The 24,356-nt window shown below is 56.6% G+C and carries 22 protein-coding genes and 2 tRNA genes; 20 read left to right on the top strand and 4 right to left on the bottom strand.

All coding sequences use genetic code 11. From position 1 onward, the window contains the following. Positions 1-65: 65 nt before the first annotated feature. Complete coding sequence (locus DPF_RS02330; RefSeq protein ID WP_069857261.1) at positions 66-1,829, bottom strand: aldehyde ferredoxin oxidoreductase N-terminal domain-containing protein; 1,764 nt, start codon at positions 1,827-1,829, stop codon at positions 66-68. Beyond that, the gene (locus DPF_RS02325) at positions 1,826-2,293 is read right to left on the bottom strand and encodes a 4Fe-4S dicluster domain-containing protein (RefSeq protein ID WP_069857260.1); all 468 of its coding nucleotides are present in this window, start codon (positions 2,291-2,293) and stop codon (positions 1,826-1,828) included. The genes DPF_RS02330 and DPF_RS02325 overlap by 4 nt, the downstream gene beginning before the upstream one ends. Positions 2,294-2,508: 215 nt before the next feature. Between DPF_RS02325 and DPF_RS02320 the strand changes: the two genes are divergently transcribed. The 9 genes from DPF_RS02320 to DPF_RS02275 all read left to right on the top strand — a co-directional run bounded on the left by DPF_RS02320 (position 2,509) and on the right by DPF_RS02275 (position 13,070). Continuing rightward, positions 2,509-3,012: an Lrp/AsnC family transcriptional regulator gene (locus DPF_RS02320; RefSeq protein ID WP_069857259.1), complete on the top strand. Its 504-nt coding sequence runs from the start codon at positions 2,509-2,511 to the stop codon at positions 3,010-3,012. Positions 3,013-3,036: 24 nt separating this feature from the next. Further along, positions 3,037-6,036, top strand: a complete 3,000-nt coding sequence (gene pruA / locus DPF_RS02315; protein WP_069857258.1) for an L-glutamate gamma-semialdehyde dehydrogenase — start codon at positions 3,037-3,039, stop codon at positions 6,034-6,036. 337 nt (positions 6,037-6,373) lie between these two features. Continuing rightward, positions 6,374-7,798 (top strand): trypsin-like peptidase domain-containing protein, encoded by a 1,425-nt coding sequence (locus tag DPF_RS02305; protein ID WP_083254411.1) that lies wholly within the window; start codon positions 6,374-6,376, stop codon positions 7,796-7,798. Between the two features lie 38 nt (positions 7,799-7,836). Next, on the top strand, positions 7,837-8,961 hold the full coding sequence (alr, locus tag DPF_RS02300; RefSeq protein WP_069857256.1) for an alanine racemase: 1,125 nt from the start codon (positions 7,837-7,839) through the stop codon (positions 8,959-8,961). Between the two features lie 242 nt (positions 8,962-9,203). Continuing rightward, entirely contained in the window at positions 9,204-9,512 is a 309-nt protein-coding gene (gene rpsF, locus DPF_RS02295; RefSeq protein WP_069857317.1) for a 30S ribosomal protein S6, read from the top strand. A 1-nt stretch (position 9,513) separates the two neighbouring features. Further along, positions 9,514-9,774, top strand: a complete 261-nt coding sequence (gene rpsR / locus DPF_RS02290; protein WP_069857255.1) for a 30S ribosomal protein S18 — start codon at positions 9,514-9,516, stop codon at positions 9,772-9,774. Between the two features lie 12 nt (positions 9,775-9,786). Next, positions 9,787-10,308, top strand: a complete 522-nt coding sequence (gene rplI, locus DPF_RS02285; RefSeq protein ID WP_069857254.1) for a 50S ribosomal protein L9 — start codon at positions 9,787-9,789, stop codon at positions 10,306-10,308. Between the two features lie 67 nt (positions 10,309-10,375). Further along, complete coding sequence (dnaB, locus tag DPF_RS02280; RefSeq protein ID WP_069857253.1) at positions 10,376-11,731, top strand: replicative DNA helicase; 1,356 nt, start codon at positions 10,376-10,378, stop codon at positions 11,729-11,731. A gap of 34 nt (positions 11,732-11,765) precedes the next feature. Continuing rightward, positions 11,766-13,070 carry a phenylacetate--CoA ligase family protein gene (locus DPF_RS02275; RefSeq protein WP_069857252.1) on the top strand — a complete coding sequence of 435 codons (1,305 nt, stop codon included), beginning with the start codon at positions 11,766-11,768 and terminating at the stop codon, positions 13,068-13,070. Between the two features lie 192 nt (positions 13,071-13,262). On the opposite strand, the gene DPF_RS02270 is transcribed toward DPF_RS02275, so the two are convergent. Together DPF_RS02270 and DPF_RS02265 are read right to left on the bottom strand one after the other, a co-directional pair. Then, positions 13,263-13,338: transfer RNA gene (locus DPF_RS02270), tRNA-Asn, on the bottom strand. Positions 13,339-13,427: 89 nt separating this feature from the next. After that, complete coding sequence (locus DPF_RS02265) at positions 13,428-15,839, bottom strand: diguanylate cyclase domain-containing protein (RefSeq protein WP_069857251.1); 2,412 nt, start codon at positions 15,837-15,839, stop codon at positions 13,428-13,430. Positions 15,840-16,236: 397 nt separating this feature from the next. On the opposite strand from DPF_RS02265, the gene DPF_RS02260 reads away from it, so the two are divergent. From DPF_RS02260 to tig, 11 genes are all read left to right on the top strand, one after another. Beyond that, on the top strand, positions 16,237-16,869 hold the full coding sequence (locus tag DPF_RS02260; RefSeq protein WP_069857316.1) for an MBL fold metallo-hydrolase: 633 nt from the start codon (positions 16,237-16,239) through the stop codon (positions 16,867-16,869). Between the two features lie 110 nt (positions 16,870-16,979). After that, on the top strand, positions 16,980-17,129 hold the full coding sequence (locus tag DPF_RS13965; RefSeq protein WP_176724140.1) for a hypothetical protein: 150 nt from the start codon (positions 16,980-16,982) through the stop codon (positions 17,127-17,129). Beyond that, positions 17,116-17,754 carry a flavodoxin family protein gene (locus tag DPF_RS02255; RefSeq protein ID WP_231702112.1) on the top strand — a complete coding sequence of 213 codons (639 nt, stop codon included), beginning with the start codon at positions 17,116-17,118 and terminating at the stop codon, positions 17,752-17,754. The genes DPF_RS13965 and DPF_RS02255 overlap by 14 nt, the downstream gene beginning before the upstream one ends. Before the next feature lie 12 nt (positions 17,755-17,766). Beyond that, positions 17,767-18,507, top strand: a complete 741-nt coding sequence (locus DPF_RS02250; protein WP_069857250.1) for a ComFC family protein — start codon at positions 17,767-17,769, stop codon at positions 18,505-18,507. Between the two features lie 144 nt (positions 18,508-18,651). Beyond that, positions 18,652-18,963, top strand: a complete 312-nt coding sequence (rplU, locus tag DPF_RS02245; protein WP_069857249.1) for a 50S ribosomal protein L21 — start codon at positions 18,652-18,654, stop codon at positions 18,961-18,963. A gap of 12 nt (positions 18,964-18,975) precedes the next feature. Then, positions 18,976-19,245, top strand: a complete 270-nt coding sequence (rpmA, locus tag DPF_RS02240; protein WP_069857248.1) for a 50S ribosomal protein L27 — start codon at positions 18,976-18,978, stop codon at positions 19,243-19,245. Positions 19,246-19,590: 345 nt separating this feature from the next. Beyond that, positions 19,591-20,604, top strand: a complete 1,014-nt coding sequence (gene obgE / locus DPF_RS02235; protein WP_069857247.1) for a GTPase ObgE — start codon at positions 19,591-19,593, stop codon at positions 20,602-20,604. A 6-nt stretch (positions 20,605-20,610) separates the two neighbouring features. Further along, positions 20,611-21,774, top strand: a complete 1,164-nt coding sequence (gene proB / locus DPF_RS02230; protein WP_231702111.1) for a glutamate 5-kinase — start codon at positions 20,611-20,613, stop codon at positions 21,772-21,774. A gap of 86 nt (positions 21,775-21,860) precedes the next feature. Beyond that, complete coding sequence (gene thiD / locus DPF_RS02225; protein WP_069857245.1) at positions 21,861-22,682, top strand: bifunctional hydroxymethylpyrimidine kinase/phosphomethylpyrimidine kinase; 822 nt, start codon at positions 21,861-21,863, stop codon at positions 22,680-22,682. A 41-nt stretch (positions 22,683-22,723) separates the two neighbouring features. Continuing rightward, positions 22,724-22,806: transfer RNA gene (locus tag DPF_RS02220), tRNA-Leu, on the top strand. Positions 22,807-22,874: 68 nt separating this feature from the next. Next, a complete protein-coding gene (gene tig, locus DPF_RS02215; protein ID WP_069857314.1) occupies positions 22,875-24,227 on the top strand; it encodes a trigger factor in 1,353 nt (450 codons plus the stop codon). The last annotated feature ends 129 nt before the right edge of the window (positions 24,228-24,356 follow it).

Raw genomic sequence — 24,356 nt, 5'->3', positions numbered from 1 at the left:
AGAAAGACATACCATGAACAAGGGCGCCTTTGGGCGCCCTTGTTCATGGTAGTGGTATGCGTTTGTCAGGCGGGTGAACCCGGTTTATCTTGATGCCGAAAGGCCTCAAGAGTCCCTGCATAGGCATTGAAGAGCTCCTTCATATAGGTGCTGTCCATGGGTCCCTTGGCGGTTACCACCTGTTGGAATCGTTTGGGGATGCTCACGGTTCGGGGATCAAATCCGGACCTGAACCTGAGGTTCCAGCGTTTGGCCTGGATGGCGGTTGTTTTCTGCTCCAGGTCGCGTGTCATTTCTTCCAGGCCAAGGGCCATCAATGCCTCGTGAAGCCGCTTGGGGGTATAGACCTTGCGGGCAAACAGACAGGCCACCATGGAACACAGCAGGATCCGCTGGCGTTCTTCTTCCAGCAGAAATGATACGGCCGTGGATACGTCTCTGGAGGTTTGTTGCTGATCAAAGGCATAGGCGCCGGTGTCCAGATGGGAGTGCCTGAATCCCAGAGCCTGGCTGACAAAGAAGTTTTCTCCGGTGGCGTATCCGGCCATTTCCTGGCCAAGGACGCAGGCAAAGTCCTTGCCGCCGTAGGTGGCGGCAGCATGAAGGGTGCCCTGGCCAAGGGTGGAGTAGAAGGCGTTGGGCGGGCTACTGAGCAGTTGCAGGGCCTGTCTGTACGGGCCAACATGGCCAAAGGCCAGTGGAACCCTGGTTTCCGCTGTTGTGATGAGGGATTGTTCCAGGGCTTCGGTGGCCCAGGCCAGGGCGACACCCGCGCTCATCACATCCAGTCCGGCACGTTCCACGTCTTCGAGCAGGGTCAGGACTTCAGAAGCCTCCCCCATCCCGAGCATGGAGCCCACGGCAAAAATGGGTTCGTAGTCATAGGCCACCTGGCGGTACAGGAATTCATGTTCCGGACCGAATTTTTCCCGCAGGAGACCAACGTGGATACAGCCAACCGGGCACCCGGCGCAGGCTGTCTGCCGCAGCAGCAGGTCCCTGGCAAAGGTCTCGCCGGAAATACCCTTGATGCTTCCCGGGTCGGATGTCTGTTTGAGATTGCGCCAGGGCAGACAGCCGGATCGGTCCAGTTTGTTCAGGTTTTCTGCCGTGCCCAGGTCGTGGTATTTTTTCATCAGTTCCGAGGCCGTGATGGCCTGGAAAATGTCCTGATAGACCTTGGGATATTCCTTGAAGGCAGAAATATCCTGGGCCTTGTTGCCGGAAACAATGATTGCCTTGAGGTTTTTCATCCCCATGGCACAGCCCGCTCCCAGTCGTCCGAAATGGCGGTAGGTATCCACGTTGATGGCCGCGAAGCTGACCTTGTTTTCCCCTGCCGGCCCGATACGCAGGATGCTCCGGTGGCCCGAATGCTTGTGGTACATGGTTCGCAACAGCTTGCCCGTCTTGAAGATGTCCATGCCTTTCATGAAATGGACGTCCCGGATGCCCACCTGCCTGGCTCCCACATGCAGACAGGACAGGGTGGGGGCATGCCCGGTGACCACAAGGGCCTCGTACCCGGCAAAGCGCAGGGCCAGGGCCAGTCGTCCGCCTGCGTGGCTTTCGGCATATTGATGGTGATACGGGGACATGAATCCCAGGACGCATTTGCTCATGAGGGGATAGAATCCGGTCAGGGGGCCGATGGCAAAAATCAGGGGCTGATCCGGGTGGTCTGCCAGCTCGTCCATGCGGGCGAATTGCTCAAACAATACTGCGGCCAGTCCGGACCCCCCGAGCCAGGTGTTTCTGCCCGGGATGTCCAGAACCTGCGATCGGCCCGTGGTAAGGTCCACGTGGATGACTTTGAAGCTGTCCGTCATGATGTTTCCCTCTCAACGTCCCTGTTCTCTTGCTGATCTATGTTGTCCTTGCCATGCTCCTTGTCCGTATCGACCATCTCCAGACAGTCGTGGGGACAAAAGGCAACACATCGTCCGCAATGGATGCACATGACCGGCAATCCTGTTGTCCGGTCCATGAGAATGGCCTCGACCGGGCATGCCGGAACGCATTCTTCACAACCTATGCACTTTTTCTTTTTGAAGATCACGCCGCCGTTTTTGCGCTGAGTCAGGGCTCCGGTGGGGCAGACCGCCGCACAAGGGGCCGGATTGCAGCCCAGGCAGACCTGGGCGGTAAATCCCGTGCTCAGGCCTCCTGCAGAATGGATGCGGATTCCGGCCCGTTCCCAGGAAAGGGTCTGGTGGACCATCCTGGCACAGGCCAGGGAGCAGGAATGGCATCCGATGCAACGCTCCATGCGTAAGGCTCTCAAGAGTTTCATGACACGCTCCTTGATGGGTACGTACATCATCCCGAGGGTCATATTCCCCGGAAGGGTCATGTCACTTCATAGGACAGGTAGACGAACGTGGCAATGAACCCTGTTTCTCGACATGATCCACCAGAGGGAATACGTCCAGAGGGTGGTTTGTGATGATTGTTCTTGACCGTAAGGATAAATTTGAATTATATGCTTTAAAAAAAGGATTTTCAAGAATGATAGATAGCCTTGATGCTCAAATGCTAAATATTCTTCAGAAAGATGGCCGTGTTTCCAACGTGGACATGGCCCGGGAGCTGGGCATGGCCCCGTCCGCCATTCTGGAACGCAAGAAAAAGCTCGAGAAATCAGGGATCATCAGGGGCTATGAGGTCCGTCTCGATGCCAAGGTCCTGGGACTTCCCCTGAACGTCTTCATCCAGGTAAGGACCGAGGAACAGGTCGGCAGGACCAATGTGGGGCATTGTCTGGCCGAGCTCCCGAATATCCAGGCGGTGCATTTCATTGCCGGCGAATATTCGTACATGCTCCAGGCCAGGCTCAGGGACGCCGACGATCTGGTGGATCTGCTCAAGTCCATTGGTGATATATCCGAGGTGAGGGACACCCGTACCATCCTGGTTCTGGATTCCATCAAAGAGTCCTTGTGTCTGCCCGTGGACAGGCTGCCCACGCGGGCACCCAGTCACAAACGCAAGAAGTCGGGAAGTGATTCGTAATCCAAGCATGGAGGAAAAATACGTATGGCCGATGAACACCTGAATCAGCAGATTGTTGCACGAGGCAAGGAATTTTTTGCCAGTATCAGCGGGGAGGCTCCGTCGATCTTCAACAAGGGGTGGTGGACCGGCAAGGTCATGGACTGGGCCATGCAAAACGAGAATTTCAAGGTTCAGCTGTTCCGGTTTGTGGATGTCCTGCCCTATCTGAACACGGGGGATTCCCTGAACCGGCATATCCAGGAATATTTTGCAGCCGAAGATCAGGACATCCCTTCGGTCATGAAATGGGGGGCCAAGGGGGCCACGGGCCTTGGCGGCAAATTGGCCACCAAGGTCATGTCCCGGACCATCCGGGCAAATATCGAGGCCATGGCCAAACAGTTCATCATCGGGGAAAATACCAAGCAGGCCCTGAAAACCCTGGCCAAGCTGCGCAAGGACCATTTTGCCTTTACCATCGACATCCTTGGGGAGGCCTCGGTGAACGAGGTTGAGGCCGAGGAGTACATGCAGTCCTATCTTGATCTGCTCGAAGGATTGTCATCCTCCTATACCAAGTGGAACAACCTGGACAGCACCTCGGAACTCGATTGGGGGCACGCTCCCCGGATCAATATCTCGGTCAAGCCGTCCTGCCTGTTTTCCCAGGCCCATCCCGCCGACTTCGAGGGATCGGTTCAGGGCATCTGCGCGCGGATCATCCCCATTTTTCGCAAGGTTCGTGAAATGGGTGGCCATCTGTGCATCGACATGGAACAATATGCCTACAAGGACATCACCCTTGAGTGCTATCGGCGAATCCGTGCTTCCGAGGAATTCCGGGACTATCCCCAGCTTGCCGTGGTGATGCAGGCCTATCTGAAAGACACGGACAGCGATTTAAGTGCCATGCTCGAATGGGCCAGGGCCGAGCAGCTCCCCATTTCCCTGCGTTTGGTCAAGGGCGCCTATTGGGATTACGAGACAGTCATTGCCAAGCAGAACGGGTGGGACATTCCGGTATATGTGCGCAAGCCCGAGACCGATGTGGCTTATGAACGTCTGTCCACCAGGATTCTGGAAAATCACGACATCTGCCATTTTGCCTGTGCCTCCCACAATGTCAGGACCATTTCCTCGGTCATGGAGACGGCCAAGAAGCTTGGCGTTCCCGATGACAGGTACGAATTCCAGATTCTTTACGGCATGGCCGAACCCGTGCGCAAGGGACTGCTCAAGGTGGCCAAGCGGGTTCGGTTGTACGCTCCCTATGGCGATCTTTTGCCCGGCATGGCCTATCTTGTGCGCCGTCTTCTGGAAAATACGGCCAATGAATCCTTTTTGCGCCAGAGTTTTGCCGAGGAGGCCGAAATCGAGCGTCTTCTGGAAGATCCCGCGGTGACCCTGGAGCGGGAGATCAAGCGCATGCCCGCGCCATCACAAGGCAGGAAATCGGTCATTCAGAACGAACCCTTTGCCGATTTTACCAAAAAGAGCGTCCGGGAAGGGTTTCCCGAGGCCATCAAGCAGGTCCGATCCCAATGCGGCAGGGTCTGCCCCCTGTTCATCAATGGCCGGGAGGTGTTGACAGACGATCGCATGGATTCGGTCAATCCGGCCGATCCTTCGGAAATCATAGGTCAGGTCTGTCAGGCTGGCAGGGCCGAAATCGATATGGCCATGGAGGCAGCCGGCAAGGCCATGGCTTCCTGGAGAGATACGTCGCCTGAGGAAAGGGCCCAACTGCTTATGCGGGCCGCAGACATCGCGCGCAAACGCATCTTCGAGCTGTCGGCCTGGCAGGTCCTTGAGGTGGGCAAACAATGGGACCAGGCCTATGCCGACGTGGGAGAGGGCATTGATTTCATGGAATATTATGCCCGGGAAATGCTGCGCCTGGGAACCCCGCGAAGAATGGGCAATGTTCCCGGCGAAGTGAACGAATATTTTTACCAGGGCAAGGGGATTGCCGCGGTGATCGGACCGTGGAATTTTCCCTTTGCCATCAGCGCGGGCATGACCTCGGCCGCTTTGGTCACGGGCAATTGCGTTTTGTACAAGCCGGCCGGACCCTCTTCCGTCATCGGCAGCACCCTTGCCCGCATCTATCAGGAAGCCGGCGTGCCTGACGGGGTCTTCAATTTTGTTCCCGGTCGCAGCAGCGTCATGGGCGACTATCTGGTGGAGCATCCCCAGCTGTCCATGATCGCCTTTACCGGGTCCAAACCCGTGGGCCTTCGCATCATTGAAAAGGCAGCCAGGGTTCAGGAAGGTCAGAAGCAGATCAAGAAGGTCGTGGCCGAGCTGGGCGGCAAGAACGCCATCATTGTGGATGATGACGCCGATCTGGACGAGGCTGTTCGGGCCATTGTCTATTCGGCTTTTGCCTATCAGGGTCAGAAGTGTTCGGCGTGTTCCCGGGTTATTGTTCTTGAACCCATTTACGACAAATTCGTGCGAAGACTCAAGGAAGCGGCCCTGTCCCTGGCCATTGGCCCTGCCGAAGATCCGGCCAACTACATGGGCCCCGTTGTCAGCGAGGAAGCCCTGGAAAAGATCATGCAGTGCATTGACATTGCCAAACAGGAAGGTTCGGTTTTGGTGTGCCGCGATGATCTGGATGTTCCGGGGTATTATGCGCCATTGACCATTGTTGAGAACATTCGTCCCGAACACCGGACCGCCCGGGAAGAGATTTTTGGCCCGGTTTTGGCCGTGATGCGGGTCAAGACCTTTGATCAGGCCCTGGAGTGGGCCAACGCCACCGACTACGCTTTGACCGGGGCCGTTTTCAGCAGAAGTCCCAACAACCTGGAAAAGGCCCGCAAACATTTTCGGGTCGGGAACCTGTATCTGAACCGGGGTTCAACCGGTGCCATTGTTGAGCGTCAGCCCTTTGGCGGATTCAACATGTCCGGCATCGGCTCCAAGACCGGCGGCCCGGATTATCTGGTCCAGTTCATGGATCCACGGGTGGTCACCGAAAACACCATGCGCCGTGGCTTCACCCCTATTGAAGAAGGGGATGACTGGGTCGTTTAAGGGCAGGCAACAGTCCAAAAATAAGCGGTGACATTCCACAGGGGGTGTCACCGCTTTTTGATTTGTTGCAGGTATTCTTGCTTGTGCAGTGTGCCGAACATGCGCCCGGTGAGATGGCTGCGTCCGGGAAACCACCGGGATGGCTGGTTTGCGTGACCCACATGCTGGTTGAAATTGCCCCCAAGGGGGCGTACAAACGCGCAGCTTGCAAGGAGAGGTGTTTGACCGGGAAAGGGTGCTTGCCCTTTGATCGTTTTTTGCACGGGCAAAAACCGGCACTGGGCAAGCCATAATAAGGGATGAACAATATGTGAATCTGCGGGGAGTTGGCACAGTAATGCATACACCATACACTATCACACACCGTTTGCCCTTGTCGGGGGATGATCGTGAACATGGATCTGGCCTGGTCAACAATACGTCAAGGTGTCTTGGCCTGATCGTTTTTGTGGCGCTGTTCCTGATCCTTCCCATGACGGTTCAGGCCCGGGAAAACCTGCGCATGACCCCGGTGGTCAGGGCGGTGCAGGCGGTTGCCCCGGCCGTGGTCAATATTCACACCTCCACCCTGGTGGAGCAGCAGGTCAATCCCTTTGGCGGATTGTTTGGCGGAGACTTGTTCGAACATTTTTTCCCGGGGCCGGGAATAACCCGCCAATACGAGCAGACCAGTCTGGGTTCCGGGGTGGTCATCGATGCGGCCAAACGCCTTGTGTTGACCAACGCCCACGTGATCAGCGGGGCCTCGTCCATTATGGCCACGTTTCTGGACGGTCGTCAGTACAAGGCTGACCTGGTGGGGTCTGATCCGGATTTTGATGTGGCCATTCTCCGGCTGGAAGGATCTGACGACCTGCCTCAGGTTGTTGTGGGTGATTCCTCGGATATCCTCATCGGGGAAACCGTCATTGCCATTGGCAATCCGTATGGATTCAGCAACACGGTGACCACCGGCGTGGTCTCGGCCGTGCACAGAACCATCAAGACCAAGCACGGTACCTTCACGGATTTCATTCAGACGGATGCGGCCATCAATCCGGGCAACAGCGGCGGGCCGCTGCTGAACCGCATGGGCGAGCTGATCGGAGTCAATACCGCCATCTATGCCGAGGCCCAGGGCATCGGATTTGCCATCCCCATCAACAAGGCCAAGCGGGTCATTGCCGAATTATTGAGCCATGGGCGGGTTGATCCCGTCTGGCTGGGAATTCGGGGACAGGATGTGGATCAGCGCATTGCCCGGTATTTTGGGCTCTCCTCTGTTGGCGGACTGCTTGTTTCCGAGGTGTATGCAGGATCTCCTGCCGAGCGTGCGGGACTGCATCCCGGAGACGTGCTTTTGAAAATCGGTAGAAATCCGGTGACGGACAAGCAGGGCTATCTGGATCTGATGCGGAATTTTACCCGGGATCAGGATGTTCGTCTGGAGGTCCTCAGCGAGGGAGCGACAAAAACCGTAACGGCCCGTGCGGAAATTTTCGAAGACGATCGGGCCCTGCAATTGGCCTATGATGTGTGGGGTCTGGAAGTGGGGACCCGGTTCGCGCGCAAGCAGCTGGTGGTTACCCGGATTCGCTCCGGCAGTCCGGCCGACCGTCTGGGCCTGGAACGGGGTGATGTGATTCTCAAAATCGCCGGACAACCCGTGAATGAGCCCAAGGATTTTGCCCGGGCTTTTAAAAGATACAGGATGCAAAACAGTCTCATTTTGCTCGTGGCCCGGGGTCGGCAGGGGTATTACGCCCGCCTCACCATTCAGTAAGATGTTGCCCGTCATTTATAACCATATGGAAACATTATATGACTATCTGGTACAACCATGTCAGAGCCCGGATTGATCTGAATATTCTGGAGCATAATTTTCGGCTCATACAAGCCAAGGCACCGTGTCCCATCCCGGTGGTCAAGTCGGATGCCTATGGCCACGGTATCGGCCCCGTGTCTTCTCTTTTGGCCCGGTGCGGAGCCCGGGGGCTGGCCGTCGGGACCGTGGGCGAGGGCGTTGCCCTGCGGTTGACTCCTTTTGAGGGAAAGATCGTGTCCCTGCTAGGTCCTTTGCTCCCTGAAGAGTATCCCCTGTTGTGGGAATACGAGATCATGCCTTTTGTGGGGCGCAGGGAACAGATTCGGTTGCTCGAGGAAGAGGGCAGGAGGCAGAGCAGGGTTCTGGATATCGCCCTGGCCCTGGATACGGGCATGGGGCGCATTGGTTTTGGCCCCGGCGATATGCAGCAGGTTCGTTCCCTGCTGGAAGGCGCAAGGTATGTCCGGGTTCACATGGTTTGTTCCCACCTGGCAACCGCAGATGATCCCGAGAGCCGTGATTTTGTGCTCCAGCAGGGGGAAACCTTTACCCGCATGTGTGATGATCTGGCTGCGGGCGGGCTCTCCTTCAAACGGTGTCTGGCCAATTCCGCAGCCATCCAGGCGTATCCCGAACTTGCCTTTGATTGCCAGCGGCCCGGCATCACCCTGTACGGGTCCAGTCCCTTTGCCGGGACGCGTTGGGAGAGCCGGGCCCAGGGTTTCAGACCGGCCATGGAGGTGGTCACCCGGGTCGTTGCCGTGCATGACCTGGTCAAGGGTGCACCCATTAGCTACGGGCGGACCTTTTACGCACCCCACGACATGCGGGTGGCCATTGTTGCCGCCGGCTATGCGGACAATTATTCCCGTGGCCTGTCGAACCATGCGGAGGTGGTTGTCCACGGGCAGCGCGCTCCCTTGGTGGGCAGGGTGTGCATGCAGATGAGTGCTGTGGACATTACCCGTATTCCGTCGGTGGTTCCCGGCGACAAGGTGTATCTGCTCGGCGGTGAGGGGGCGCATCCTGTTACTCCCGAGGAACTGGCCGGTTGGTGGGGAACCATTCCGTATGAGGTCTTTTGTCTGCTTGGGCAGAATGAACGGGAATATTGTTCATGACCTGCGTAGAAGAAGCCCGTTTGGACTGATGCCAGGGAGGTCGGGCATGGTGAGTCTGGTGTCTCCAACCGACTGCCAGGTATGGTTCATGGAAGACAAACCGTGAACTGCGGCCTTTCAGGAATATCCATTGACATCCCCCTCCAAAAAAAATAAAAACTCCTCTTTCCTTGCTCTTCCGGTTGTCATGTTGTCGTGAACGCCAGGAAGGGCCCATAGACCGCAAGGAGGTTTATTCGATGTTGCAAAAGTATGAGACCCTGTTGCTGATGAGCCCGGAGCTGGGTTCCGAAGCACGGCAGGAGCTCCTGGACACCGTGTCCGGGATCATTGACCGTGACGGAGGCAAAGTCCTGGTCGTGGACGATTGGGGCATCCGTGATCTGGCGTATCCGGTCCAGAAGGTCATGCGTGGCTACTATACCCGATTGGAGTATGCCCTGCCCGGTGAGGCCGTTGCCGAATTGGAACGGAACATCCGCATTGCCGACGGTATTTTCAAGTTTATGACCGTCAAGCTTGCTGAAACCTATGAGCCGGAGGGAGAATAACATGGCCTACAAACGTCGTTTTACACCCCGGAGAAAGTTCTGCCGTTTCTGTGAGAACAAGGAACTGCCCCTGGATTACAAGCATCCCGAGATCCTCAAGGATTTCATTACCGATCGTGGTAAGATCATTGCCCGGCGTATCACCGGCACATGTGCGAAGCATCAGCGGGTCCTGACCCGCGAGATCAAGAAGTCCCGTCAGATGGCCTTGTTGTACTATACTGCTACGCATAGTTCCGAAGTCAAGAAACGGACTATTTAGGAGAGTTGCCTTATGAAACTTATCTTGCGAGCAGATATCGATCATCTTGGAAGGCTCGGTGACCTGGTCACTGTCAAGCCCGGTTATGGCCGCAATTACCTCATTCCCCAGGGACTGGCCATGCTGGCCACCAAGGCCAATATCAAGGCCTTTGAATTCGAACGCAAACGGCTGCAGGAAAAAATGGACGCCATCCGTTTTGCCGCCCAGGAACTTGCCGACAAACTGGCAGAGGCCAAGGTTGTCATTGACGTGCGTGTGGGCGAAGGTGGCAAACTGTATGGTTCCGTCAGCTCGGCCAATATTGCCGAAGCCCTGGAAGCCATGGGCATCGAAGTGGACAAACGGAAGATCGTGTTGGATGATGCCATTCGCGCCTTGGGCGATTACACCCTGGAAGTCAAACTGCATCCTGATGTCAAAGCGGAATTGAGCGTTTCGGTTGTACCGCACGGACATAAAGCCGATGAACCCGAATCCGAAGAACCCGAATCCGAAGAACCAGCCGTTGAGCCAGTTTCAGAAGAAGCATAACGCCGGTTCTCCCCATACCGCACCAAAGAGGTCGGCAGCAGGTCTTGATAAGGTCTCTGCCGACCTCTTGCGTAAACTCCCCCCCCAGAATCTGGAGGCCGAACAGGCCGTGCTGGGCGGGGTTTTTTTGCGCAATGGGGTGTTCCATTCCCTGGTGGATATCCTTACCGAGGATGATTTCTATTCTCCGGTGCACAGGATCATCTTTGCCGCATTCCAGGACCTCTATCGTCGGAGCATTCCCATTGATCTGCTTTCGGTGACCGAGTATCTCGAATCCAACGGTACCTTGGACAAGGTGGGCGGCGGCATGTATCTGGCCTCGCTTGTGGAATCGGTGCCCAATGCTGCCAATACCCTCTTTCATGCCAATATCGTCAAGGAACGGGCCCTGCGGCGAGAGCTGATCGGCGCGAGCACGGACATCCTGACCCAGTGTTTTGATGCCTCGCAAAATGTGGAGTCCCTGCTTGACCAGTCTGAACAGAAAATTTTTTCCATTGCCGAGGCCAAGGTCAAACCCCTTTTCAAGTCGGCCAAAGAACTGGTGGCTGACGTGTTTTCCGAATTGGAAAAGCGGGTGGAGAGAAAGGAACTGGTCACCGGAGTTCCCACCAGCTATCACAAGTTCGACGAGATGACGGCCGGGCTGCAGCCCTCGGATCTGATCATTGTTGCCGGGCGTCCGAGCATGGGAAAGACCGCTTTTGCCCTGAACATGGGCATGCGGGCTGCTGTCATGCATGATGTGCCTACGGCTGTCTTTTCTCTGGAAATGTCCATGGAACAGCTGATGATGCGCATGCTTTGCTGCTGGGGCAAGGTGGATTTGAGTCATTTGCGCAGCGGTTTTCTGGACGACGAGGATTGGAAGCGTCTTTATGAATCCGCAGAAGTTCTCTCCAAGGCACCCATTTATATCGATGACACCCCCTCCCTTGGCACCCTGGAAATGCGAGGACGGTGCCGTCGCCTCAAGGCGGAAAAGAATCTCGGTCTGGTCATTGTTGATTATCTCCAGCTGATGAAGGCCAGTCACCGTATTGATTCCCGCGAACAGGAAATTTCCGAAATATCCCGAACCCTCAAGGCGTTGGCCAAGGAACTCCACGTGCCCGTGGTGGCTTTGTCCCAGCTCAACCGCAAGGTTGAGGAACGGACCAACAGACGTCCCATGCTTTCGGACTTGCGTGAATCCGGAGCCATTGAACAGGATGCTGATGTCATTGTCTTCCTCTACAGGGACGACGCCTACAACAAGTCCGAGGACAATCCCAAAAAGGGGATTGCCGAAATCATCATCGGCAAGCAGCGTAACGGTCCGGTCGGCACAGTAGAGCTTACCTATCTGAACAAATACACGGCCTTTGAAAACCTTGCCGACATCGCGCCTTCCGAGGAGATGCCTCAGGAAAATACATAATCACCCTTGAACCTGCAGCCAAGGACAGGGAGTCATGACCAACGACGTGTTCCACAAGAATGAATTGCTCGACAGAGAGTCCCTCCACACCCTTCAGGGGGTACGCCTCAAGAATGTTGTCTTCCAGGCCAGCAAATCCAGGTTTTACCGGGATCAATTGTTCAGAGCCGGGGTGCGCATTGCAGACATCAATTCTGTCGAAGACATCCGCAAACTTCCCTTCACCACCAAGGATGATCTGAGGAACCACTATCCTGACGGCATGTTGGCCATGCCCGTGGACAAGATGAACCGGATGCATGCCTCCTCAGGAACAACGGGATCGCCCACCTGCGTGTTCTACACGAAGAACGATCTCCAGACCTGGGCAGATCTCATGGCCAGATGTATGTATGGCGTAGGTGTCCGACCTGAAGATGTTTTTCAGAACATGTCCGGATACGGGTTGTTCACCGGGGGGCTGGGTATTCATTACGGGGCCGAGCGGCTGGGCTGTTGCACCATTCCAGCCGGTGCCGGCAACAGCAAGCGCCAGATCAAGCTGCTCCATGATTTTCATGTCTCGGTCATTCATATCATCCCCTCCTATGCGCTGCATCTGGCCACGGTGTTCGAGTCCATGGGCATGGATCCCAAGTCTCTGGATCTGCGCATTGCCATCATTGGCGCGGAACCCCACTCGGAAGCTGTTCGTCGACGTATCGAAGATCTTTATGCCATCAAGGCGTACAATTCCTATGGCCTGTCGGAAATGAACGGTCCGGGGGTGGCCTTTGAATGCCCGGAGCAAAACGGCATGCACATCTGGGAGGACGCCTATGTTGCGGAGATCCTGGATCCAGAAACCCTGGAACCCGTGCCCGAAGGGGAAATCGGGGAACTTGTCCTGACCACGCTTACCAGGGAGGGCATGCCTCTTATCCGGTACCGGACCAAGGATCTGACCCGTTTTCTGCCCGGCGACTGCCCCTGCGGCCGGACCCATCGCCGTCTCGACCGGATTCTTGGCCGGGCCGACGACATGATCATCCTCAAGGGGGTCAACATCTATCCCATGCAGATTGAACGGGTTCTCATGAGTATCCCGGAAGTGGGGCAGAACTATCTTATTGTTCTGGAACGGGATGGTTTCCTGGACCAGATGCGCATCAAGGTGGAGGTCAAGGAAGAGTTTTTTGTGGAAGATATGCGGGTTCTGAAAAATATGCAGCAGTCCATTGCCCGCAGGCTCCGGGACGAAATTCTCATCACCCCGAGGGTGGAATTGGTGGAACGCAACAGCCTGCCCCGCACTCAGGGCAAGGCCAAGAGGGTGGAAGATCGCCGGCAAGAATCATAGGAGATGGTTGTTTCGCATTGACGCAAGAGACCGCATGCACTGCTTTCGTGCATGCGGTCTCTGTTTTTGGAGCAGCCGGGTATGTCCGTCCCGGCAAGGCGCGGGAAGAAACTTTTGGGGAACCGCAGAAACCCTTTGGAAAAAGCGCATAAAAAAGCTCCCATACATGAGATGCATGGGAGCTTGGTCTACTGGCTCCCCGGGACGGACTTGAACCGCCAACCTAGTGGTTAACAGCCACCCGCTCTGCCGATTGAGCCACCGGGGAACATGCTGGAACAACGTCCAGTGCGAATGCTTCTATGGAAAGCGCATACAGAAGTCAATGGTTTTTTTCCAAAAGTTCGTTGACCGGTATCAATGCCTGGAACGGCTGCGCAAGTGGGCGGTTCGGGCCTCGTCCTTCTTGCCCCTTGTTTCCAGGGCACGGGCTACTTCGATCCACATCGCCGGGATGTCGGGCCTCAGGTGTACACTTTGACGGGCCAGGTTCTCGGCGATTTCCGGGTCCTCGCCCCGGTCTAGATAGAGTTTGGCCAGCATGTTCAGGGCAAAGGCGTCGTTGGGATCGAAAACCAGAGCCTGGTGCAAAAATTCCCGTGCCTTGTCCTGCTCCCCCCTGTCCATGGCCAGCTTGGCCAGATGTCGGGCAGCCATGCCCTTGCCCTGTTCGGTTTCGCCCGCCTTGAGGTAGTGATGCTCGGCTGCCTGCACATCGCCGTCCTTTTCGGCCAGTTGTCCCAGGCGGATCAGGCTGTACACGTGAGAGGGGTCAATGGTCAGGCACTCGGCAAACGCCTTGCGGGCGGCTTGCTGGTCGCCGGTCTTGAAGCAGGCGCATCCGAAATTGTACAGGGGCATCAGATCCTTGCCCCCCTGTTCCACCACTGTCTTGAAATGTTGTTTGGCCTCGGCCATACGTCCCAGTCTGGCATAGCATATTCCCAGGGAATTGCGTGCCAGCAGGTTGGCCGGATCAATGACCAGGGCGCGTTGATATTCTTCCAGGGCCGAATAAAAATCACCCTTGGTGAACATGCGGTCGGCACTGATGGTCAGGGAAATGGAATCGAACAGGACCGCCCCGGCCGCAGGCAGGAGAAGGGCGTGATCCAGTGCCTTGCGGGCATTGTCCAGAATCTCCGATTTGGCGCAATGCAGAAAGGGGTACCCGGCCATGCCCATGCGCAGGTCGATACGGGTTGTCTCGCCATATTCGGTACAGAGCTTTTGGCCCTGGGCAAGGGCGGAATCCGCATCAAGGTCCGGAAAGCAGCAGATCAGGGTGTTGGCGCTGTATCGGCCCATCAGGTGCTCGCCGGGAAAGGTGGCACATAGGGCCTTGTGAACATGGGCAAGGCGTTCTTCAGGCCCGCCGTCCTGAACGCCGGAGGAAGCGGTCAAAGGCGACATCTGGCACAGGGCAATGACAAAGGCGGATGTGGAGGTCCGTATGCGTGTCCAGGCCCGGATGAAATCCCTGAGGTTGAGAAGGCACGACTTGTCCTGCTTGGGGGAGTCCTTGTCGGACTGTTCCCGGGGCAGGGTCTGGGGTTCCTGGTGATCGGCCAGACTCAGCCTGTCCCCGGGTCGGGGAGACCAGGAAGGATCGTTGAGAAACAGGATCTCGCCCACGCTTGTTTGTTCCCGGACTTCCTGTACCAGAATTTCACCCTTGTACATGTCCGGGTACAGCATGTCCTGATTGCTGGCCGGAACAGACGGGTTGCCAGCTGCCTGGGGCCAGACAAGAAATCGTGTCCCCTCGGTAAGATCAAGGTCGTTTCCCGCATTGATCACGACCCGGTTCAGGGGCAGGGTTTCAAGAATGGTTGCACCCTGCTTGAGGATATCCTTGTAGGAAAAGATGGTATCTCCACCCGCCATTTTGGCGGACCGGGTCGCTTTGTGGGCCTTTTCCAGGATGATTCTGGCCTGCTCTTCGGCCGGGCGCCTGAACTGGTTGCCCTGCATGTCCGCTGGATAGGTGGCAACCCCTGCGCTGCCCGTAAGGGTGAAGGTCTCCCGTGAGATGGGGCCTTCCAGGGGAAGGCTGGCGATTGTTTCCACCAGCTTGTGCGCCAGGTTCTTGCATCGGGTGGGGGTGCCTTGCGGCCAGAACACGATAAAGGCTGCGCCTGTTGTCCGGCACACGTGGGCCTGACTTGGACATTGGGCCTGCAAGGCCCTGCCGACCTTGCCCAGGAGCTTGTCGCCGAAACAATGGCCGAATCGCGAATTGATCACGGCAAATCGGTCCATGTCCAGATGAATGAGTCCGAAACAGCCCCGATATTCCGTGTCTGCACTGGAATCAGGTCCCGGGAGGATGGACGAGAGAATGGTGGCGATCTCGGTCTCCAAAAGGGCCTGGAGAAAGAAGTGGTTGTACAGACCGGTCAGGGGATCGGTGAGCGTGGCTTTATAAAGACGAACCGTTTCCAGCGCCATGGCTGCAATGTTCGGCAGTGTGGCCAGCAGAGGGGTCAGATCCTTTTCGTCAATGCCTCCGGCCACAAAAATCCCCAGGAGTCTGTCGTCCGCTTGCAGGGGGATGTGTACCCTGTCATGTTCCATGAATGCACGCAGGGCCATGCCTTCCTTTTCGGGGAGCATGGAGCCGGGAATGGACGTGGGGAATCGCAGGGCATGGGTCTGGAAGGCAAAGCATCGCTTGAAGCAGCTTGCAAGCTGGGGTTCGTACGCGATGAGGTCTTTGCCCGTCAGGGGCGATCGATCCCAGGGCAAAAAGATGGTGGGCAGATGCATGGCAAAGAGGATACAAGAAAAAGGATAGTGAAAATTTCAAGGGCAAGGCATGGGTGCCTTGGTTTCCCGGGATGACGGACAAGGTGACATCGGCCAGGGTCCGCCAGGGCTTGTGAGCTATCCCTGTTCCGTGCAAAGGTGCAGGGAGTAAGGTTTTGGCTGGTAGCCGCACCGGTAGCGCAAGGATACCTCGTAGAATCAGGTGATGTTTTTGCCCCAGGCAACTGCCTTTGTCCAGTCTTTGTGTTTTTTCGGCCGGTTGGGAGGGTGACTGCCCTCTTTTCTCCTGAAGGGATATGGGGTAGACGAGGGCTTTGTCCGCTGGCATTGCATGGGCACCGGTCCATCATGGACCGCCCTGTTTCCGGTTCATGTTCAACCCCTGCGAGGTTACGTGCTGTACGTCAACATTTTTCAGCTTGGTCCCCTGGAAACCAATTGCTACCTTGTTTATAATGACGCCAAAGAGGCCGTGGTCATTGATCCGGGAGGCGATCCTGCCGAGGTGCTCGCCGTGTTGCGCTCCCAAGGACTCACCTTGACCCATATCCTGAACACGCATCTGCATTTCGATCATATCGGGGGCAATGCCGCCCTCTCGGATGCCACGGGAGCCGAAATTCTGGCAGGTGAAGCCGACAGGCCCTTGTTGTCCAGTGAGCTGGGTTCCGGTGGGTTCATGGGATTTCCCAAGACGCCGTCCTTTTCTTTCACGCCTCTGACACCGGGCACACATACTTTTGTGGGCGAGACATGCCACGTGCTGGCAACTCCGGGGCACAGTCCGGGCAGTTTGTCCCTGTATTTTCCCGTACTCGGTGCGGTGTTTTGCGGTGACCTCATCTTCTACCGCTCTGTGGGACGAACGGATTTTCCTGGCGGGGATGAAAAGGTGCTCAAGGAGTCTGCCTGTTCACAGATCCTTGTGCTGCCCGAGGAAACCATCATCTATCCGGGGCACGGACCCCAAACCGATGTGCGTGACGCCCGGGAGAACAATCCCTTTTTTACCGATTTTCATATGCTCTAGGAAAAGACGAGGAGACCATGTCCAGAAAGATTGTCCTGGATTTTCGCAAAACGTGTTGAGGGGTCGGTCAGGAGGTAGGTCTTTACCTCCAGTTCAATCAGGGCCAGGAGGTGGAGGCGCTTGTGCAGGAAAAGGCGGTTCCCCAGTTGCGCCATGCCCTGTCCGATCTCGGGGAATGGAAGATGGAGACAGCAAACGAGGACGGGTTTATCCGAGCCCGATTTTACAAAAACGAGGAAGGGGCTGATGGGTCGGCCTGAAATGGCACCAGGTCAGGACGTGGTGTCGGGTCCTCCGATTATTTTTGCCTGCAGCCCCCGGTCCGGAGGCAATTCGGATGCTGCTGCCCGAGCCTTTGCCGCCGGCATTGAGGAATCCGGAGGGACGAGCACCACTGTCTATCTTCGCGACCAGAAGATTCTGCCGTGCAAGGGGTGTTCGGCCTGCAACCCGTCAGGCAGGTGCATTTTACGGAACAGGGATGATGTGGAATCCCTGTTTGCCTGCATGGAGGCGGCCCCCTTTGTCCTGTTTGCCGCACCCATTTATTTCTATCATGTTCCGGCCCTGTTCAAGGGGTTCATTGACAGGGGGCAGAGCCGGTATGTTTGTTTGCCCAACAGGGATCAGGCCAGTGTGCCGCTGCCGCGGCGGCGGGCGTATGTGGCGTTGTGTGCAGGGCGTCCCCGTGGGGAGAACCTGTTTAAGGGAAGCCTCTTGACCCTGAAATATTTTCTGGATGTGTTCGGGTTTTCCCTGCACGATCCCGAACTGTTTCGATCCATGGATGATCCTGGCGATTTTATGGCCAGCGCAGCGGCCCTGGGCCGGATGCGGTCTCTTGGCCGTGAGGCATGGAAACAAGCCGTCAGACACAGGGGATGATGTGAGGCCGGTATGAACACCGGAGTCTTGGACCGGATACGCGGGATTGTGCAACAGTTTGCTCTGGCTGCGGGGCGCAGGTGTCTGATCTGTGGACGTCGAATTGTGCAGCGTGATTCCGTGTTCCCTGAATTGTGTCCGGACTGCCTGGCTGATATCCGGCCCCAAACCCGGGGATATTGCCCTGGATGCGGGATGTGCTATCCTTCAGACAGCATGGAGGTGTATCTGTGCTCGGACTGCAGGCGTTCTCCCCGTCCATGGTCTTCCCTGGGTTTCTTTGGCCCCTATTCCGGACTGGTCCGGTCGATGATCACGGATTTCAAGTTCAATGCCCGATTGCCTCTGGTTACCCTCCTTGGAAGGATGCTTCTTCAGGGGGGTGTTCTTCATGACATACAGCCTGCAGACGTGATTGTGCCTGTTCCCCTGCATCCCCGGCGGTTACAGGAACGAGGATTCAACCAGAGCCTGGAGCTGGCCCGCAGACTGGTTCCGGTTTGGGGACCCGAGGTGGACGTCCGTTCCCTTGTTCGTGTGCGTAACACCAGGGCTCAAAGGGGGCTGGGCAAAAAGGCCCGGCGCAGCAACCTCAAGGGCGCCTTTGCTGTTCGGGGCAGGCGGCTCGAGAACAAGCGCGTCCTGCTGGTGGATGATGTCATGACAACGGGCTCGACCCTGACCTCGTGTGCCCGGGCCCTGCGTGCGTGCGGTGCCGGACGGGTGGATGTCCTGGTTGTTGCCCGGGCATAGCCTGTTGGATTGCAACGCAGGGCACAAGGGTTTTCGGGCAAGAGGGTGACACAACGGTCCGGTTTGCCAGGAAATGAAAAAGTCCTTGACGGATAGCCGGAAAAAGGACTAGTACCCACGTTTCATTCTTTGGAGGTAACGAAAATGTTCGCTATAGTTGAAGCAGGTGGAAAACAGTTTCGAGTACAAGAGGGCCTTACCGTCAAGGTTGCCAAGATGGACGCCGAGGCCGGTTCCGAGCTCTCTTTGGATAAGGTTTTGATGGCCGGTGAAGGTGAAGATCTCAAGATCGGCACCCCTTATGTCGATGGTGCCAAGGTGACCTGCCAGGTGGTTGAGCATGGTCGGGACAAGAAGATCATCGTCTTCAAGAAGAAACGGCGCAAAGATTACAGAAAAAAGCAGGGCCATCGTCAGGATTTCACAACTCTCAAAGTGACGGCGATCCAGGCCTAGGAGGGCGGCACCATGGCACATAAGAAAGCAGGCGGTAGCTCCCGCAATGGCCGCGACAGTGCCGGTCAGAGACGGGGCGTCAAAAAATTCGGCGGACAGCAGGTTTTGGCAGGCAATATTCTGGTCCGTCAGCTGGGAACCAAGGTTCATCCCGGCAAGAACGTCGGCATGGGCAAGGATTATACCTTGTTCGCCTTGTGCGACGGCGTGGTCGAATACGAAAAGTATCGTCGCAAGAAAAAGGTCAAGAGCAGGGTACACATTGTGCCCGTATCGGCCTAGCATCCATTTTTCGTCGATTGTTCCAAGACCGCTCCAAGGGCTTTCCCTTTGGGCGGTCTTTTTTGCTTCCTGAAATGGACGCAACCTTCAGGCGGCCTTGCGCTTGCCAATGCAACCGGGCACGTGCAATCTGTTTGTTGATATAGGGTATTCCGGTTACCATCCGGGACCTTGCCGCGTCAGGACCGGCGTTGTAACGAGACTCTCTTCTGTCCGAACCCGGGAACTCCGGTTTCATCCCGGGATGACTGAACTGTTGATGTGTAGTATGTGCTGAACAGGTACGAGATGTCGTGATGTTTTGTTTTACCTTCTGCCAGGCAGAAGTAACAGGATGGGGAAACCATGAGATTTGTGGATGAAGCCGAGATTCTCGTTCGTTCAGGCAAGGGCGGTGCAGGATGTGTGTCCTTTCGTCGGGAAAAGTATATTCCCAAGGGCGGACCCGACGGTGGTGATGGGGGCAAGGGCGGTGACGTGATTTTCAGGGCGCGGGAAAAGCTGCTCAGCCTGTACGATTTCCGGCACAAACGGGTCTATGAGGCTGAAAATGGTCGACCGGGACAGGGGCGCATGTGTTACGGCCGGGCCGGTCAGGACATGGTCGTTGACGTGCCAGCCGGTACCCTGATCTACCGGCTGGAAGAGGATGGCGAGGAAACCCTGATTGCCGATCTGGTGAATGACGGTCAGGAAGTGGTCCTGGTGACCGGGGGGCGGGGCGGCAAGGGAAACACCCATTTCAAGTCCTCGACCATGCGCGCGCCGCGGTTTGCCCAACCCGGGGAGCCGGCCCAGGAGATGCGTATCCGGCTGGAACTCAAGTTCCTGGCCGACGTTGGATTGCTCGGTTTGCCCAACGCCGGAAAATCAACTTTTATTTCCAAGATTTCAGCGGCACGTCCCAAGGTGGCGCCCTATCCTTTCACCACCCTCAATCCCAATCTTGGGGTTGTTGTGGGCGATGACGGAAGGCGCATGGTTGTGGCGGATATCCCCGGCCTGATCCAGGGGGCCCATGCCGGTCAGGGGCTTGGTCATACCTTTTTGAAGCATGTGGAGCGGTCCCGGTTCCTGGTGCACATCCTCAGTGCCGAGGACCTGTTTCTTGAAGATCCCTGGGCCGGGTTCGAGCTGATCAACGAGGAGCTCGGCAAGTACAAGACCGCATTGCGGACCAAGAAGCAGCTGCTGGTGATCAACAAGATCGATCTCATGGGCGACGACGAACTGGCCGTGCTCAAGCAGGCTGCGCGTGATGCGGGCAAGGATGTCTTTTTCATCTCCGCCCTGCACGGCCAGGGCGTGGATGCCCTGTTGTCCGCCATGTGGCGGGAAATGGAAACCTTGGAAGGGTAGGGCAACATGTCCCGATCAGCAGTGATGAGTGATTGCCAGAAGGCACGCCGTGATGTTCTGACCCATGCCAAGCGTGTGGTCATCAAGGTGGGGAGCGCGGTCCTGACGGGAAGCAACGGGCTGGATCTGCGCGTGGTCAACCGGTTGGCCGACCAAATGGCCGGTCTGCATGACAAGGGCATTGATCTGGTGCTTGTTTCCTCGGGCGCGGTGGCTGCAGGCTGTCGGGTCATGGGTTCGTGTCATGCTCGTCAGGATCTGGCCTACAAGCAGGCAACCTCGGCCATTGGCCAGAGCCGGCTCATGCATTTTTATGACGAGGCCTTTGCCCGTTACGATACCGTGACCGCCCAGGTTCTGCTGACTCGGGCTGATCTCCAGGATCGGGAAAGATTCCTCAATGCCAGAAATACCCTGTCCATGCTCCTGGGGTGGAGGGTGATCCCCATTGTCAACGAGAATGATACTGTTGCCGTGCACGAGCTCAAGTTCGGGGACAATGACGCCCTGGCTGCCCTGATCCTCAATGCGGTGGAAGCGGACCTGTTCATCAATCTGACCTCGGCCGACGGGGTGTTCACGGACAATCCCCTTGAGAATCCCGATGCCTGTTTTCTTCCCTACATAGAGGATATAGCGTCCATGCCCCTGGCGAACATCTGCCGGGGCAAGACAGGAAGCGGAACCGGGGGCATGTACAGTAAGCTCCTTGCTGCTCGGCGTGCGGCCCAGCTGGGGGTGCCCACCTTGATTCTCTCGGGCAAGACCCGTTTCGGTCTGGAAAAGGTGTTTGCCGGAGAAGAACTGGGAACCTGGATCATGCCCGAGGCTCGCAGTATCTCACGAAGAAAGTTCTGGATGGCCTACAACCTTGATCCCGGTGGAACCATTGTCATTGACCAGGGGGCGGTGTGCGCTCTGACGGATCACGGCAAGAGTTTGCTTCCCGCGGGCATAGCCGATGTGCAGGGCGATTTCGGCATGGGAGACATGGTCCGGATCGAAGACGTGTCCGGTCGGTCCATCGGAGTGGGAGTGACCAACTACACGGCCGAAGAACTCAGACGCATCAAGGGACGTAACACCTCGGAGATCGAAACCATCCTCGGGCATGCGTCCTATCCCGAGACCATTCATCGCGACAACATGCTTCTTGATGCGGCCATCTGAAGACATCTGCCCCATGGCAGGGCGACCATCATTTTGAGTGCTGCTTCTGCCTTTTGTATTCGCAACGGGTTTCAGGAGGACCTTTCATGTCACATTCAACCTATGTTCCACCATGTGTGCTGACCATTGCCGGGTCTGATTCCGGCGGCGGGGCAGGCATTCAGGCCGATCTCAAGACCATGACCGTGCTCGGGACCTACGGGCTTTCGGTGATTACCGCCTTGACGGCCCAGAATACTACCGGGGTGTACGGCATCGAGCCTGCATCTCCTGAATTCGTGGCCCAGCAGCTGACCGTGGTGCTAGATGATTTTCCCATCAGGGCGGCCAAGACCGGGATGCTCTTCTCGGCCGGGATCATTGAAGCCATGACACCGATCCTTGAAAAGGTGCCGTTTCCCTTGGTGGTCGATCCGGTCTGCGTGAGTCAAAGCGGGCACCGGCTTCTTGAAGAAGATGCTGTTGCAGCCCTGAAAAAACGGATCATTCCCCTGGCCGGTCTGCTCACTCCAAACCGACCCGAGGCCGAGACCCTGACGGGCATGTCCATTTCCACGCCCAGGGATATTGCCGAGGCCATCAACAGGTTGATGGACATGGGAGCCAAGGCCGTCCTCATCAAGGGCGGTCATTTCCAGGGGGATGTCATGGTTGATTGGCTGGGAATTCCCGGAACAGCTCCCGTACCTCTTGAGCATGAGAGAATCGATACCCACAATGCCCATGGCACGGGATGCACCTTGTCTGCGGCCATTGCTGCATATCTTGCCCGGGGATGTGAACTGGAACAGGCCGTCAGACTCGGTCAGGAGTACCTGGTCGCGGCTCTGGACACGGGGTTTGATCTGGGCAAGGGAGACGGTCCCACCAACCATCTGGCTCCGTTCGTGTCTCATTTCACATGTTGACACCTTACGGGTCCCTGTTTACAAAGCCGACTTTATAACTTGCGAGAGTGGCGGAATTGGTAGACGCACTGGCCTTAGGAGCCAGCGGGTGACCGTGAGAGTTCGAGTCTCTCCTCTCGCACCACTGTTCGTGACACCCCGCAGGCCATGCGCTGTCCTGGTCGTTGCATATATAAGGAGGAAATGTTTTTCATGGAATACACTGTGGAAGAAGTCAGCCCGGTCAAGAGAACCGTCAATGTCGTGGTCCCCGAGGAGGAGGTCAACGCCTCCATCCAGGCAACCATAGCCTTGTACCGTCGTGATGTGGAGATCAAGGGGTTCCGGAAGGGCAAGGTCCCGGCAGCGATCATTGAAGGCCGTTACGGCAAGAAGCTGTACAGCGAGGCCACCCAGGATCTGCTCAATTATCATATCAATACCATCCTCAACGAGATGGAAGTCACTCCTCTGGGACGGTTGGATATGAACCCCAAGGGCGCGGAACTTCTGGAAAAGGGGAAACCCTATGAGTATTCCTTTTCCTTTGAGGTGGTGCCCTCCTTTGATCTGCCCGAATACAAGGGCCTGGCCGTGGAAGAGGAAGAGGTGGTCATCAAGCCCGAAGAGGTTGATCAGGTTCTGGAGCGCATGCGCGAGAATTCCGCAACCCTGACCAGGGTGGACGAGCCGCGTACCGCTCAGAACGGTGATGTGGTCATGATTGATTTTCAGGGCTACAAGGATGGCGAACCCCTTGAAACCGTCAAGGCTGAAAACTTTGAGCTCCGACTCGGCGAAGGCAGTGCCCTGGAGAGTTTCGAAGCCATTGTCACGAAACTCAAGGCCGGGGAAGAAGGTTCAGGCATTGTTGTTTTTCCCGAGGACTTCCTGAACAAGGATCTTGCCGGACAGGAAGTGGAGATGAAGGTCACCTTGCACGCCATCAAGACGAAAAAGCTTCCCGAGCTCAATGATGCTTTTGCCAGTCATGCCGGTGGATGCTCGACCATGGACGAATTGCGTGACATGATCACCAAGTCCTATGAGCGGTCTCGCAAGGACCTCCACAAGAGTGCTGCCCAGAAAAAACTGCTGGACGAGCTCAAGAGCCAGGTGGAATTCGAGCTCCCGCCCGTGCTTGTGGAAGCCCATATCGACCAGAAGGTCGAGACCCTGCGGCAGCGAACCGAGCAGCAAGGCAAGAGTCTGGAATCTCTTGGCAAGACGCCCGAAGAACTGCGTGAGCAGTTTCGTGAGGAGTGCGAGGATATCGTCAAGTCCGAAATTTTTCTCATGGCCGTGGCGGAGGAGGAAGAGATCAAGGTTGATCCGCAGGAAGTTGATTTCATGCTCCAGAAGATGGCCATGCAGACCGGTCAGGACTTCAACGCCCTCAAGGATTATTACGAGCAGAACAATCTCATGGTTCCCCTTCGTGACCGGGTTCTCCAGGACAAGGCCATGGATCTGATCTATGAGCATGCCAATGTCACCATTGTTCCCGGTGAAGAAGCCCTGGCACCCGAGACTTCCCAGGAGGCCGGCGACGAGGATGACGCCTAACGTTTCCGTTTCGTTGTAACGCTTGGACCGGGGGGAAGGGAAACATCCTCCCGGTTTTTGCATTTTTTCCTTCCGGCGAGTTCTTGTTCTCCCTGGCCCTTTTCTGTATTCTTCATCCGCAAATTTTTC

The organism is Desulfoplanes formicivorans, assembly GCF_001748225.1.
In the GTDB taxonomy this organism is placed as follows: Bacteria; Desulfobacterota; Desulfovibrionia; order Desulfovibrionales; family Desulfomicrobiaceae; genus Desulfoplanes; species Desulfoplanes formicivorans.
This window is presented reverse-complemented; position numbering and strand designations above follow the sequence as displayed.

Bases quoted from the DNA above. Each gene is read 5' to 3' on its own strand.
- DPF_RS02330 (WP_069857261.1), bottom strand. From the start codon at position 1,829: ATGACGGACAGCTTCAAAGTCATCCACGTGGACCTTACCACGGGCCGA.
- DPF_RS02325 (WP_069857260.1), bottom strand. From the start codon at position 2,293: ATGAAACTCTTGAGAGCCTTACGCATGGAGCGTTGCATCGGATGCCAT.
- DPF_RS02320 (WP_069857259.1), top strand. From the start codon at position 2,509: ATGATAGATAGCCTTGATGCTCAAATGCTAAATATTCTTCAGAAAGAT.
- pruA (WP_069857258.1), top strand. From the start codon at position 3,037: ATGGCCGATGAACACCTGAATCAGCAGATTGTTGCACGAGGCAAGGAA.
- DPF_RS02305 (WP_083254411.1), top strand. From the start codon at position 6,374: ATGCATACACCATACACTATCACACACCGTTTGCCCTTGTCGGGGGAT.
- alr (WP_069857256.1), top strand. From the start codon at position 7,837: ATGACTATCTGGTACAACCATGTCAGAGCCCGGATTGATCTGAATATT.
- rpsR (WP_069857255.1), top strand. From the start codon at position 9,514: ATGGCCTACAAACGTCGTTTTACACCCCGGAGAAAGTTCTGCCGTTTC.
- rplI (WP_069857254.1), top strand. From the start codon at position 9,787: ATGAAACTTATCTTGCGAGCAGATATCGATCATCTTGGAAGGCTCGGT.
- DPF_RS02275 (WP_069857252.1), top strand. From the start codon at position 11,766: ATGACCAACGACGTGTTCCACAAGAATGAATTGCTCGACAGAGAGTCC.
- DPF_RS02265 (WP_069857251.1), bottom strand. From the start codon at position 15,839: ATGCATCTGCCCACCATCTTTTTGCCCTGGGATCGATCGCCCCTGACG.
- DPF_RS02255 (WP_231702112.1), top strand. From the start codon at position 17,116: ATGGGTCGGCCTGAAATGGCACCAGGTCAGGACGTGGTGTCGGGTCCT.
- DPF_RS02250 (WP_069857250.1), top strand. From the start codon at position 17,767: ATGAACACCGGAGTCTTGGACCGGATACGCGGGATTGTGCAACAGTTT.
- rplU (WP_069857249.1), top strand. From the start codon at position 18,652: ATGTTCGCTATAGTTGAAGCAGGTGGAAAACAGTTTCGAGTACAAGAG.
- rpmA (WP_069857248.1), top strand. From the start codon at position 18,976: ATGGCACATAAGAAAGCAGGCGGTAGCTCCCGCAATGGCCGCGACAGT.
- obgE (WP_069857247.1), top strand. From the start codon at position 19,591: ATGAGATTTGTGGATGAAGCCGAGATTCTCGTTCGTTCAGGCAAGGGC.
- proB (WP_231702111.1), top strand. From the start codon at position 20,611: ATGTCCCGATCAGCAGTGATGAGTGATTGCCAGAAGGCACGCCGTGAT.
- thiD (WP_069857245.1), top strand. From the start codon at position 21,861: ATGTCACATTCAACCTATGTTCCACCATGTGTGCTGACCATTGCCGGG.
- tig (WP_069857314.1), top strand. From the start codon at position 22,875: ATGGAATACACTGTGGAAGAAGTCAGCCCGGTCAAGAGAACCGTCAAT.